At 64.1% G+C, this 13,367-nt stretch carries 6 protein-coding genes and 1 pseudogene; 1 reads left to right on the top strand and 6 read right to left on the bottom strand.

Going from position 1 to position 13,367, the window contains the following annotated elements; all coding sequences use genetic code 11:
• From JWS13_RS04125 to JWS13_RS04105, 5 genes and pseudogenes are all read right to left on the bottom strand, one after another.
• Nucleotides 1–203, bottom strand: a pseudogene (locus JWS13_RS04125) (hypothetical protein); the annotation flags it as partial.
• Between the two features lie 636 nt (nucleotides 204–839).
• Nucleotides 840–1,916 (bottom strand): Wadjet anti-phage system protein JetD domain-containing protein, encoded by a 1,077-nt coding sequence (locus JWS13_RS04120; RefSeq protein ID WP_206004617.1) that lies wholly within the window; start codon nucleotides 1,914–1,916, stop codon nucleotides 840–842.
• A gap of 29 nt (nucleotides 1,917–1,945) precedes the next feature.
• Nucleotides 1,946–6,589, bottom strand: a complete 4,644-nt coding sequence (locus tag JWS13_RS04115) for a hypothetical protein (RefSeq protein WP_206004616.1) — start codon at nucleotides 6,587–6,589, stop codon at nucleotides 1,946–1,948.
• A gap of 52 nt (nucleotides 6,590–6,641) precedes the next feature.
• Nucleotides 6,642–7,487: a hypothetical protein gene (locus JWS13_RS04110; RefSeq protein ID WP_420854993.1), complete on the bottom strand. Its 846-nt coding sequence runs from the start codon at nucleotides 7,485–7,487 to the stop codon at nucleotides 6,642–6,644.
• Entirely contained in the window at nucleotides 7,438–9,177 is a 1,740-nt protein-coding gene (locus JWS13_RS04105; RefSeq protein ID WP_206004614.1) for a hypothetical protein, read from the bottom strand. The genes JWS13_RS04110 and JWS13_RS04105 overlap by 50 nt, the downstream gene beginning before the upstream one ends.
• 415 nt (nucleotides 9,178–9,592) lie before the next feature.
• On the opposite strand from JWS13_RS04105, the gene JWS13_RS04100 reads away from it, so the two are divergent.
• Nucleotides 9,593–10,315 carry a hypothetical protein gene (locus tag JWS13_RS04100; RefSeq protein WP_206004613.1) on the top strand — a complete coding sequence of 241 codons (723 nt, stop codon included), beginning with the start codon at nucleotides 9,593–9,595 and terminating at the stop codon, nucleotides 10,313–10,315.
• A 1,499-nt stretch (nucleotides 10,316–11,814) separates the two neighbouring features.
• Here JWS13_RS04100 and JWS13_RS04095 read toward each other — a convergent pair.
• Nucleotides 11,815–13,209 carry an NAD(P)/FAD-dependent oxidoreductase gene (locus JWS13_RS04095; protein WP_206004612.1) on the bottom strand — a complete coding sequence of 465 codons (1,395 nt, stop codon included), beginning with the start codon at nucleotides 13,207–13,209 and terminating at the stop codon, nucleotides 11,815–11,817.
• Nucleotides 13,210–13,367 lie beyond the last annotated feature (158 nt).

Raw genomic sequence — 13,367 nt, 5'->3', positions numbered from 1 at the left:
GTGGCGAAACCTTCGCTGACGATCTGGAGCGTCTGCCCGAAGGTAGTCGTGGGCGTGGTGTCGGCGGGGATCATCGCCGTCGGTGATGCGTTGCCACTCTCGCCGGCGGATTGTTCGCCCCGCGGCTGCTGATCCCCTGAACAGCCACCGATCACGAGGAGTGCAGCAAGGATGGTGCCGACGGCAGCAGTTGAGCGGCGCATGAGTCCTCCACAGGATAGGCCCTTCCATGTATTTATCGTCGCCGTAGACCAGGGCGTTTCGGGTCAGGCAAGAATTGCGGACGACGCAGCGTCGAGGCGCCGCGATGTGCACGGACTCGGCCGACCACGAGCTGCCAGAGGGACACACCCAGACCCAGTACCGCGGTGCGGGGTCGCTCACCCAGACCTTCCCGTGATCGCCTTCAGAACGCCCCGAAGGGATCACGCCGAGACAGCCGCTGAGAGCCCCGAATGAACAGCAGGGACAAGCACGTCTGATCCTGGCCACACTGGCGGAGACGCCGACAGCACCAGGCCCGGATCTGCCATTCCCGAACACGCGGACACGCCCCTTGAGTGCCGTTGCAGTACGGGCGCGTCCTCGTGAAGGACCGCGACCACCCGCCTACCGGTCGCGGTCGTAATACCTGGTCAGGGCTGCGGTCGCCGCAGCGCCCAGGTATCGCCGAAACGGACCACCGGAGCGAGCAGGCTCCGGCGCCCGCGATTGGGTGATCACCACGGGCGCCCGCACATGCCGTCTGTGGGCGCCCGGTCGTCAGCTCGTCTCGGGTCGGTCTGGCGCCGTCGGTCGAGTGCTCGCTAAACTAACGGCTCTGCGCCTCAGTCAATAGGCTAGAGACCGTCCAACCAGGTTCGTTGTTGGACCAGCGTGGTAGCGGTCAACGCCTCTTGGGGAATTCGAACGGCCGCCCCGAGAAGCGCCGTAACGTCGGAGACTAGCTGCGGGCGGTCCAACCACGCAGCGACCTCCGCTGCGACGGGTGCAATCACGTGAGATCGATGCTGTTGGCGCACATCAGTGTCCAGAAGCATCTGATAGAGGGCATAGGCCGGAAGCACGGGAGGCAAACCTTCTCGGGCTGCTGTGGCTGCGGCGCTGCGAGGAATCCGAAGTCCGTCGATGTCGATATCGCCGAAGTACCGCACTCGTGTGATCCCTTGCACGTCTCCGGTCGAGCGCACCGAGGCTTCGAACGCACCGCCAGCACCCCAGGCGACATAACCAACTGTGCCCCAACTGCTCTCGTTAACTTGCCCCTGGAGGGCCGCACGGATGCTGTGAAAGGTGTTATCGTTTTCAACTACCAGCAGGACAGGTCCATCGCCCACTCGCGTTCCCGCCAGAGGCGGGTGTGTTCGAAAGGTTCGAAGCATGTCCAGGGTGATCCGACCTGGCCCGAAAAGTGTCGTGTTGATCGCCTTGTCGAGAACCTTCTCGTGACCGAAGACCTCCAGCGAACGTTCGCGCAGCGGCAGTTCATCGTCCTTGTGGGAGTTGTCACGCAGCCAGATGTTGATGGTACTCAGAGTTTGCACCTGGCCGACTGTCAGCCGGGCGCTCAGTGCCCACGCGAGCTCGGGACGCCATATGATGCTGCGGGCCAGTGCGGTGGCGGTCGGTGAGTTCGCTGGAGCTGGGAGGGTGACTCTGGTGGGCAGGTACGGCAGGGCGGACTTGTCGATGCTCTTCGACGGTGTCACCAGGTTCGCAGCCCTGAGTTCCTCGATAGCGTCGGCCAGATTCGCTCGGCGCTCGGGTCTTCCGATTCCGCCGGGGTCGGATTTCGCCCACATGTCCCATAGTTCATCGAGAACAACGGTGCGGCGCTCGGCTTCCTCAAGCAAAGCGGCGAGGCGGGCCGTACGGGGAGCCAACGTCGGTACTTCCTTCGCGACTTCTGCGATCACAGCGTCCGAGGGGTCTGGGGGTGGACGCATCACACCGGTACCGCTGCAGAGTCGGGATCGATGTGTCCGTCGGTCGGCAACTGCGGGTCGTGCGGGGACTGCGGCCGAAGGTAGACCCGTGCAGCGGTCACGGTCCCGGCGGCCAGTTCGGGGTTGGCCAGCTCGGCGGCGGTATACGGCACCGGCAGTTGGTTGCGGACCACCTCGGCGACTCGGATGTGTTTGAGGGCGGCGCGCAGGTCGGCGTCGTTGCGCAACCTGACCCACAGAGGGAAGGCGGCCAACACACGGTCGTCAGAGATACCCGTTGTGTAGATCAGTTGCACACCTAGCGAGCGCGCCACAGACTTTTGCAGGTCGAGTAGGTAGGAGGCGTTCGCGCGGCCTATGGGGTTGTCTAGGAACAGCACACCGGAGTGCCGATTGCGCATCTGGCCGCGCTCGTTCGCGCGCAATGCTGCCAGCGTGCAGTAGAGCACGATGGCGGCGGTAAGTTCCTGCCCACCGGAGAAGACGTTGTTCATCTCCTCGATACTGACCCGCTCGTCACGTAGCACCGAATCGGGTTTGAGGACGTCGACGGTGAATCCCTTTGGCACGGAGGCGTGAATGGATTCCAGCAACAGCGCCATCCCGTCTCGTCGTGTCGCCTTGCGTGCCATGGAATTCGCGCCGTGGTCGGCGTAGTCGGCAGCCATATTGTCGACAACTTCGCCGACGCGAACCGAAATCGCGGTGGTGTCGGGATCTGTGAACCTGATGCTGAGGAACGGGCGGCCACCCCACTCGTTGAGGTCCTCGGGCAACTTCGACAATCGCGTGGCCTGACGCAGCGTCTTGAGGGCCTGGTCCACCAGGGCGGTGAGCCTGTCGACAATGTTGTTGCGGAATCGGTTGGCGTTCTCCAGGTCGCTCGACAGCGTCGCGAGTCGCGATTGCAGCGCGGCCGACCAGTCGGCTGCGTGGGAGGCGAGCAGGTCCGGGGCGGAGTCAACGATGCTGCGGCGGACCGGCGTGGTCAGCGCCTCGTACCTGGTGTGGTTGGCGAAGCCGACTAATGTCCGTGCTGTCTCGGCGAGCTCGTTCTTCGCTTTCTCGGCCGCAGACTGTGTGGTGCGGTAGGTCTCGACCGCCGACTTGGAGTCGGCTTCGGCGGCGGCGGCGTCACCGCGGTAGCCGGCCAACAGACCGGCGTCATCTGCTGTCTGGACGTCGGTGGGAACGGGCCCGAGCAGTACCTCCAGTCTAAGGAGCGCTTGATGAAAACGTTGTGCGTTCTCTCTCGCATTCTGCGCTTGTTTCATCAGCTGCTCGTGCACGTTGTTGGCGTCATCGAGCGCTTCCTGGGCGGTGTTGTAGGCGTTGCGGGTGACTACCTCGAGTTGATGTCCGTGCTGGGTGTTGCTGGGCCGCAGCCGATCGGGCAGTGTAGTCCAGCTGCGCGCAGGTTCCGCGGGGCGGGCTCCGCGGACCGCTTCCTGGAGACGTCCCACCAGCTTGGATGCCGTGCGGATCTGCTCGTCGAGGCGATCGCATCGAGTGCGTGCGTTCGCGGCGCCGGCTGTCCAGGAGGCTTGGTCTGCGCCAGCAGAGGTAGCTCGTAACTGTTCGGCTTGGGCGATGTGGACATGGTCGCGGGTCGCGAGTACGTCGCGGCACCGTTGGGCCTTCTCCGCGGCGTCGTTTGCTTGGTGACGTAGATCGGGGTCTACCTCAGCGGCGGCGTAGACCTGCTGCGCGGCTTCGGCTGCGGCCTTCAGCTCGGCTAGAGGCTCGGCCGGCACCTCGGTGGCGTGCTGTCCGCTGGTGGAGGGAACCGACGCGCACGCGGCACGGAGTCGTTGTGCCTTGCTGCGGGTTTGCTCGGCGGCGCGGATGGCGGTTTCCACCTTTTCGGCGGCGTCCACGCTGCGCCGATCAGCGTCTGCGGCGTCTCGATCGTGCCGGCGAACGTCGGCCTCGAGTGTGGGTAGTTCGCGGGCCGCTTTGACTGCGCTGGCAGCGACGCTGAGGAGGGTTTCACGTTTGGTCGTCAGGTCGGCCGCCGCTCGCTCCGCGTCGGCCGCCCCGGTAGCGGCCACTTCTGCTTTTTCCTTCTCAGTCTTTGCCTGCGCTAGGGCGGTTTCGGCTGCTTCGAGAGCACTTTGTGCCTCGATCGCACGGCGCGTGGCGCTGGCGGCGCCAGCACGCAACTGAGCGAGTCGTCCAGGTGGGTTGGCACGTCGCCACTGGGCGAGATCGCGGTGAACGCCTTCCGTGACATCGATGAGGGCGCGCAGTTCGGCGAGCTCGTCTGCGCGCCGGTTCATTTGTGTGTACAGCTCGTTCCGGCGTGCCGCGGCGGCGTCTTCGTCGTAGAGGGCAGGGGTGGGGTCGATCACGAATCCGGAACGGTTCGCGCTGTCCTGCTCGTTGCGTGGCTGAGGTGGTAGCGAGAGGAAGGCTGCGCCGGAGTCGACTGCGACAGCGGCGGCAGGCAAGAGCTGGGCATCGAGGAGCGCCTGCTGGGCGGCGGCAGTCTGCTGGGGGTCGATCAGGACGATGCCGTCGGCCAGCGCGGGGTAATTGGCGATGATCTCGGCCCGCTGGGTTGCCGGCACCGCGTCGTGTAGGTATCGCCAGCCTGCATAGGCGACAACGTTGGCATTCTCGAGAACGTCGAGAGCTGCCTCGACCTCGGGTCGTGGTGGCAGCAGCCCACCGGCCCCGAGCGACTCGAGGATTCGTGAGGCTACGTGTTGGGCGGCTCGCAGTTGGTCTTCGCGTTCGGTGTGGGTTTCGATGTCGGCGGTCAGCAGTGGAAGCAGCCGGTCGGCGGCGTCGTCGACGATGTCTGCGCCTTCACCTGCGGGGAGCATCCGCCCGTCGAGTTCGCTGGCGGTGGGTTCGCTGGGGTCGGTGTCGCTTTCTGCGATTCCGAGGAGGTCGCGTATGGTTTCGGTGGCGCCGATCGCTTCGGCCGTCTTGACTACGTCATCGAGCGTTTGGGTGGCCGTGGTGGCTCTGTCGGTGGTAGCGCGTTGCTCGCTCTCTGCGGTGCGCACCGATCGGTCTGTGTCATGGACGCGGGTAATTGTGAGCTCGTGGACGGCTTTGGCGTGGGTCAATTCGCGCATCCGAGCATCGTGGAGATCGCGCGCGTGGTCGATGAGGTCTGCGATTTGCGCGGCGGTGGTGCCGGTCGGCACGATGCCCTGCTCAGCGCAGGTCGCAATGCTTTTGCCCGCGTCGGCGATGACGAGACGGGTGGCGCGGAGCCGCTCGGTCGCGGTCGCACGCAGTTGTCCCGCGACACCCCATTCTTCCTTCGCGATCGCCGCCTCGGCCTCGTGCAGTCGTGCTTGGGAGTCGTGGTTGTTCGCGTCGGTTTCGGCGATGTCGGCTTCGGCGTAGTACTTCGCGAGTAACCGAGCTGCCGTCTCGTCGCGGCGGTGAAGCAGCGGCGCGGCGTCCTCCGTCGCCGCGGCGACCTGTGCGGCAAGTGCGTCGGCAATCGAGATGGCACGGTCACGTTCGTCGAGGGCGGGGAGTATTTCCCAGCCGATGCGCTCGATGTTGGCCTCGTCGAACTTGCGCTGGGCGTCCGACTCGGCGGCGTCGGCGTCGGCGAGTTCGAGCTGCAGGGTTTGGAGGTGCACCTCGTTTAGCGTGGCGCGGGCGGCGTCACGCTCGGTCGATCGGCTGGTGACCAGGCGGAGAGCTTCGTCTACCTGACTGGAGAGGGCGTCTGAGGAGGCCTGCTCGGCGCGGTGGCGGCGGATGAGGTCGTCGTACAAGCATTCGGCATCGTGGGCGGCTTTTCCGGCCGCCTTTGCTGTTTCGGTTTTGACTCGATGGGCGTCGGCGACGGGGTCCAGGCGGGCGATTGTTCCGTTGAGGAAGTCGCGTTCGAGCATCATTTGTTCACGCTCTGCAAGGGTGGTGGCCCACTGGGCGAACGTGTCAGCGATGGACGATGTGTCCTTGGGGTCGGTGACGGTGGTCAGAAGCCAGTTGACGAAGTCTTTTGACGAGGCGTATTTGAACGCTTTTGCTGCCTCGCCCTCGTCGATATTCATTCGGCGCTGGATATCGAACAGGTCCGGTTCGATGCCGCGTTCGCGCAGGTGCTCACGCCAGCGGCCTTGGTCGGTCCCGAGCCAGCACAGCTGGGTGGTGGGAGCGCGGCGGTCGGCTTCCTCGAGGGTGTTCTTGTAGCCGTCGAGGCGTCGTCGGCGGCCGTCGTGAGTAACGGGCAGGTTGTCGAGGGCGAGGGTCTCGGACGGGCGGAAGGAGTACCAGGCCTCGGCGAGTGGGTTGGAGTCCGACGCGGTGCGTGCGCGGGGCTGGTATACCTTCGCGGTTACCAGCCGGTCGCCGGTTCGAACATTCATCCATTCCATGGCGACGTGTCCGGTGTCGTCATCGAGGACGAATTTGTCTAAGGCTGCGCCGCTTACGGTGTTGCGGCGTCCGGGCAGGACGACGCTGAACAGTAACTTGAGCAGGACTGATTTCCCACCGCCGTTCTCGAGCAGGAGCAGGCTGAACGGTGACGGGCGGCGGGTCGGGGCGTCGAACAGGGTGCGGGCTTCGACGGTGTCACCGAGGTTGGACAGGTCGAGGGTGACATCGGAATAGCGGGCTCCGCGGGGGCCAATTCCGACGAGGCGGATTCGGTTCAGCTCGTGCATGGTCTATCAGCTCCACTGGGCAGTGTTCGTGCGGGTCGCGTCAGGCTGGTTGTCACAGTTGGTTCACGTCTTTCTCGGTCCACTCGATCGGTGCGAGGGTCCCGTTGCCGTCGGTGACCTCAGTGACGCCAAGGCTGATGAGCTCGGCGAACATTCGACTGCCGGCTTCAAGGACCTGAACCCGGTAGCGGCTAGTGGTGAGGTAAGTTCCGCCATCATCGTCGCTGCGTCGAGTGAGCATTCCTTGGTCGGCGAGGAAGGAGAGGGCCTTCCCGACCATCCCGATTGTCGAGGATGCGACTCGACGGCCGTCGCCTGAGCTTGGTGTGGAGGCACGGCGCGAGTAGACACGCCACGCTGCCTCGAGGTCCGGGGCGTCCGCAGGTGGGTCGTGCTGGTCGTTTGACTCCGTGGCAACTTCGGCGAGCCTCCGGGTCGCTTCCCTGACGAACGCCTCAACGCCATTGACGGTGACGCGTCCGACGTAGGCGGGATTGGCTAGGTCGGCGGGACGCGGGTAGGCCAGGGTCGCGGTGCCCAGGTGCGCGAGAGCATGAAGGACGCGTTCGTGTGCCTTGCCCTCACCGCCGGTACGTTTGGCGTAGTCGGTCATTTTGACCGCGAAGACGCTGTCGCCCGTGCTCGCGACAACGATGCCGTGCCGGTTGTCGACGTCGAGGACTATGAGGCCCATCCCGAAACAGATGGCCTTGACGAGCTCGGCGAAGGCGTCGTCGTGTCGGAAACGACCAACGAGATCGGCATAGGTTTCGTCGCGAGCAGGGCGCTGCTTGGGCCGTAGGGCGTATGCAACCAAGCGCGAGGCGTCTGCGACCGATCGCGCGGTGCTACCTGTCGCCGAAACGCTGGTCTGTGTGTTCGCCGAAGTCGTACTCACACTGCACCTTCCTCGTCGTCCGTGTCGGAGTCTGTGCCAGCGCCGATATCTCGGCGGCGGCGGTGTCGGTCTCGTTGTCCCCGTCGCCCGATGACGATGCCTGCGGCACCGTGTCGGCCGCGGCGGTTGCGGCAATGGGCGGCAAATCGTCGGCGCCCGGGCCGTTCGGGTGAGTGTCAGCGTCCGCGATCGTGAGGTCGGCAGCATCAAGCAGGGCGGCGCGACCAACGAGGAGGTCGGCGCCGGCGAAGTTGGGGTCTTGCAGTGGTGTGCCGTCATCGATCGCCATCAGAACACTCGGATCGCGATGACGTCGGGCGGCGGCGATCTCCTGGGCTGCGAGCGCCAGGACGCGGACGACGACGAGCAGGGGTAGGTCATCGGCTTCGGGGTCATCTTGCTGACGGGTACGCGCGTCGGCCAGAAGCCCTGAGAGCCTCTGCGGTGTCTCAGGGTCGAGGTCGAGTAGCTGGGCCAGATGACGATAGCTGGCGTCGGGGAATTGCGGGGATTCCTCACCGCTGCTCAGGTCTGGCTCGTCGAGGACGGCACCGAGTGCGTCTCGCTCGGTCGGCGGGGTGACGAGGTTGTCGAACAGATCAGCCAGGCGCACTGCATGCGGTACGACGAGACCGGCTGCGGGGCTGAAGAACCGGAGAAGTGCGTTGTCAGCGTCCGTGACGGAGCACGAGAGAACCGGTGTGAGCAACTGAGAGTGGAGGTCCAAGGACGCGGGTGAATAGGTGTGGGTGAACGTCTGCCGGTCCTGCTCCGCCCTGAATCGGCGACCGGCGCTCTCGAGGGCAGCCTGGAGCTGATCGTGGCGACGCAGGCAGTCGCGGACGACGTGGACGAGGGTGGCTGCCTGCGCTTTGCGGGCGGGGGTGTCGGCGTTGTCGCGCACCTCGGTGATGTTTACGAGAATCGCATTTTCGGCGCGGTAACGGTCCTCGATATGACTTAGTGCGCCTTCGATGAACTCTGGCATCTCGACTGCCCAATCGACATTCCGCACGTCGCGGCTGGTCGCTTCGAGTCGTTGGCGCAGCATCTCGCCATACTGGATGGTGCGATAGCGAGCGTTCTGCGCGGCCGCCTGCGCCTCGGCGAGCCGGCCTCGTTTGATAAGGATGTCGAGACGAACGTCAGCAGCGATGTGGGCGGCCTCGAGGTCGATCTCCAGCGCTCCGACGAGCACGTTTACGGCCTCGTTGGACGCGCGCAGATACAGGTCGCCGTCCGGACCGAGGGTTTCCTCCAAGAGCTTGAAGTCGAATCTGCGGCGAGCGTAGCCGTCGGGGCCGGACACGCCGTAGATGGTGCGGAAGCCGCGGTCAGCCGAGCCGACGTTGAGCAGGTTCTCCAGCACCCAGCGCGCAACTCGCTGATGTTCCACTTCATTGCGATCGGGAGCGTGGGCTGCCACGCGCCGGGCGAGGTCGGTCAAGACCTGATCTGGTTTCGCCCCAGTATCGAAGTCCATCGCGATCGTGACCAGGTCAATAGTATGCAGCGCGAGTTCAGACATTTGGTAGACGGTGTAGTCGGCCGTCTGCACTTGTGCCTTGCGGGCCTCGAGTTCGTGGAGAGGTGCAGTTGTCGCAAGTGCCTTGACGCGTTGAGCAAACCCGATCGCATCCTGCTGATCTGGCTTCCACGTGTTTTCATCGGAGGGTCCGGTTTCGGGCACAGCAGGGAGACCGTCGACGGCAACTCGCCGCCCCGCGGAGCCGTTTCGGACGCCGGTGGTCTCACCGTCGAAGGCCCCACCCTCACTGCTCACGCCGAGGACGCTAGCTGAAGGCTCCGACAATTCTTGATCGTGTCACAGGAAGGGCGACGGCCCGGTCACAGTCGACCCGCTCTGCTCGACGTCGAGTGACCCACCGTGCACACAGCCACGGTGGCGGCTCGCACGCCGAACCTTGGGACATATCCGCCGCAGCCATGGCAGTATTGCGTCTGCGACGCAGCCGGGCAAGAACCCAGGCTGACAGCGATTTGAACGATGCGATCGGGTCTGCAACTCGACCGACAAGTTCTCCTGACTTCGATTCGGCGGTCACGAACAGCAGAGTGGCCGCCGCCTACCTCCGAGGAGAGACATGACCGTTGAACGGTTCGTTTCGTATGACAGCGCAGGCAAATGTCGGATCTTCGCCCTCATCAGCCATGCCGACAAGATCGAGGTTGTGACCACTGTCGGTTCACGCGATCAAGCGCTCACCGAGCCGCTTGTCGGCGCCCTGAACGACTACCTTGCAACGCGATCAGAGGTCGGGCTCGACAATGTTCTAGGCAAAATGCCCGCCCCGGTGAGCATGGCGGTGCACAGCTACCTCCGCGGCCACACTCTCCGTGAGGCCGAAGCCGAGGCCGGTGACAGCAGCGCACGGAAAGAACTTGTGCGAGAGCTGTACTACGGGCTGGACTCACCCAATTTCCTCGAGCAACTGGAAGCTGCGTACACCATCGGACTGGGTGTCCGCGTGGCCAGCGAACGCGTCGACGACGGTTCCATCGAGTGGACGGCCCATTTCTGCAAACATGACTCGTATGTGCCGGCGACACTCGCACCACGAGCATGGCCGCTTCCACAGGGAATTCCAGTCCTGCAAACTTGGACCAGTCAGGAATCGACGACGGGCAACCCCGTCGCTGCCGCACTCGAGGTCGCGCGTGCGGCAGCTTCGCAAGGCAATTGGGTACGAATGCACACGGTCGAACACGACGACGGAGGCGGATATACCGAAGGCGTCGTGTGCACATGCGAATGGGTAGTTGACATTCTCGACGCGGCCGTCCCGGACCGGGACTTATCCGCCTGAGCCTGTACCACCAATGTTCCGAGGTGGTTTGTGGGTAGGAATAGCGAAACCCACGGTACTCGACGACCACAATCCCCTTTCCTGGCCAGACTGGTCCGCCGATCGGGTCGGCGCGGCGGTATTGCCTCAAGCTCTTGGCCTGCAAGCATCTGACGCTGCCCACCGAAAGAGCGGCAATCCTGGCCCGAAGGTGGACTCTCTGATCGTGGGCATGGTCGCCGGCGTCAATCGCATCGACAAGATGGCGTTGCTGCGGCCCGGCACCATGCCCACGGTGTTCGACCAACCGAATATCCCATCGACGTTGCGCCGCGTCCTGCGACCGTTCACTCCCGGGCACGTCAACCATCGCCCCTGCACCCACCAGCGACGGGTGTACTCGGTCGCACCTCCCATCGTCAGGAGCCGCTTGGTGGACTCGCTACCTGCACGTGGATCGTCCGACGATCACTGCGGGCGACCCTCCGTCGGCCCTTCCAGGCATCCAGTCGCGCTGACGGTCTCCTGGACCTACGGCCATCCGTCCGAAAAGTTCTTGTGTATGGATGAGATGTCGGTGTCGACGGCGGCTGTGGAGTAGTGGACCGCAGCGACGAGATAGGAGGGGTGTGCGTCATGGCGTTCGAGAGATTCTCCGATCAAGCGACGGTGCATGAGCAGACGGCAGCGCCCGCCGGTTCAAGCAAGATTCACTGGCACACTGCGCACGGCGGCCATGTCACCAACCCCCGAAACGCTGACAGGCACAACCGAATCCCGCCAATCAAAATTCCTCGACCCAGGTCACAGCGCCACACCGAGGACAATCCCGTGTCACCGGACGGACACGCGGGTATGAGCCGGTTGATCGCGGCCGATGCTCGCGACGGCCGGACCGTCCGTGGAGCTTCGAGATAAAGCACGACGGCTGCCGGATCCTGGCCTCCGTCGGCGGCGGTCGCGAGCCGGAATTGTGGACGCGAAATCTTGACATCGTGACCGTCTTCTACCCGGTGGTCGCCGAGGCTCTGTCGACGGGCGTTCGGGACGGGGGAGGGTGCATCGTTCTCGACGGGGAGATCGGGCCCATGGACCGTGCCCGGCCTTCGGGCTCTTACAGCGCCGACTCGGCCGCACATGCGACGAAACCGCCTGCAACGGCGGATCACTTTGATGTACTTGCCTTTTGATATCTCCGTCAAAGACAACGAGGGGCTTACGTTGGCCGATGTAATCACCGACCCCACGGGCAATCGGATCAGGATTACCTCGTATCACTCTTGAGGCAGCGCGGGCCACATTGCAGGAGCCGCTGATCGCAGAGTTTCTAAATACATTGTTGTGCAACAACATTAAGCGGGAATCGGGTTTAGTCCGCGTGAATGCTCCGCCCCTTTACACAACGGCCGTGGGATACTCGAGACACATTATTAGGGTCGACATCTATCATCCAGGCCTGCCAACCCTGCCACTTCAATATGAACGCGATAACTCGGCTTGCCTGCGACATGTGGTGCGTATCAGCCTGCACGGGTGACCACCTCGTAGTTCACACGTTCGTCGTGCCGGATCCGGTGGAGTCGTCCGAGGGCATTTCGCGCGGCGACCTGTTGCTGAGTGATCGTCAGTTGCCCTCGCGAGGAGCCCAGGAAGGTCCATGTCCACGACAGCAGGGTTGTCAGCCGGCTGCGGAACCCAACGATGTACGCCACGTGGACCGCGAGCCACAGAATCCAGGCGATCAGGCCCGTCAATTGCAGTCCTCCGATTTTGGCGACGGCATGAAAGCGGGAAATCGTCGCCATTGATCCTTTGTCCTTGTAGATGAAGGGCGGTCGTTTCGGCTGCGGGCTGCTCTTCTCGGTGGCGGTTACATCGGCCTTGATCTGGCGGGCGACATACCGCCCGCCCTGGATGGCGACCTGGGCGACACCGGGTAGGCCGCCTCGCGTGGCCATGTCGCCGATGACGAAAACGCCTCGGTGGCCTGGCAGGGAATAGTCTTCGTTGACGTTGATGCGGCCCGCTCTGTCGAGGGTGGAGCCGGTTTGAGCGGCGAGTTGTCTGGCAAGTGGGCTCGCTGCTACGCCGGCGGACCAGACCTTGCAGACTGCATTGATTCTTCGTTCGGTTCCGTCTGCGTGTCGAACGGTGAGGCCGTGCCGATCGACTCCGGTCACTGCAGCCCCGAGTTGCACGTCTACACCGATCGTGGCGAGCGTTCGGGTTGCCCGGTGACCAAGGTTCGGTCCAAAGGGACCCAGAGCGGACGGTGCGGCGTCGAGCAGGATGATCCGGCTATCGCGGGTATCGATGTTGCGGTAGGCGCCGACGAGGGTGAGGTGAGCCAGCTCAGCGATTTGACCTGCCATTTCGACTCCCGTGGGGCCCGCACCGATGACGACGAAGGTGAGCAGTCTTTCCCGTTCGGCAGGGTCGGTGGTCGATTCGGCGGACTCGAATGCACCGAGGATCCTGCCTCTCAGCTCGAGGGCGTCGTCGATGGTCTTCATCCCTGGCGCGTGTTCGGCGAAGTGATCGTTGCCGAAATACGACTGTTGCGCGCCGGCAGACACGATGAGGCTGTCGTAGCCGGTGAGCGTCGTTTTTCCTTGATCTGTGGAGGTGACGGTGCGGCCGAGGAGGTCGATTCTGGTGACTTCACCTAGTCGGACTGTGGTGTTGGTGTGTTTCCTCAGGATTATCCGGGTGGACGGGGCGATTTCCCCCTCTGAGAGGATCCCGGTGGCCACTTGGTAGAGCAAGGGTTGGAAGAGGTGATGGGTGGTGCGGTCGATGACTGTCACGTCGACATTTGCCCGGCGTAGAGCCTTTGTGGCGAAGAGGCCACCGAATCCGGATCCGATGACGACGACCCGGTGACGCCGTGTTGGAGGTGTGTCGGTGATGTTCATGGAGACCTTCTCGTTCTCTCTGTCGTCGATCTCGTGTCAGGTGGCGCCCCGGGTCGGGCGGGGATAGGGAGCCGCCCTCCGCGGGCGAACGGAGGGCGGCGTCAGCGGCGCTTGGGGCGGACAGGTTTTGCGGCCGGGTTCGTGCCGCAAGGAATCGT

It is taken from the genome of Rhodococcus pseudokoreensis, from assembly GCF_017068395.1.
Classification (GTDB): Bacteria; Actinomycetota; Actinomycetes; order Mycobacteriales; family Mycobacteriaceae; genus Rhodococcus_F; species Rhodococcus_F pseudokoreensis.
This window is presented reverse-complemented; position numbering and strand designations above follow the sequence as displayed.

What these genes read in the sequence shown, in the direction of transcription:
- JWS13_RS04115 (WP_206004616.1), bottom strand. Translation starts at nt 6,589, where the DNA reads ATGCACGAGCTGAACCGAATCCGCCTCGTCGGAATTGGCCCCCGCGGA.
- JWS13_RS04100 (WP_206004613.1), top strand. Translation starts at nt 9,593, where the DNA reads ATGACCGTTGAACGGTTCGTTTCGTATGACAGCGCAGGCAAATGTCGG.
- JWS13_RS04095 (WP_206004612.1), bottom strand. Translation starts at nt 13,209, where the DNA reads ATGAACATCACCGACACACCTCCAACACGGCGTCACCGGGTCGTCGTC.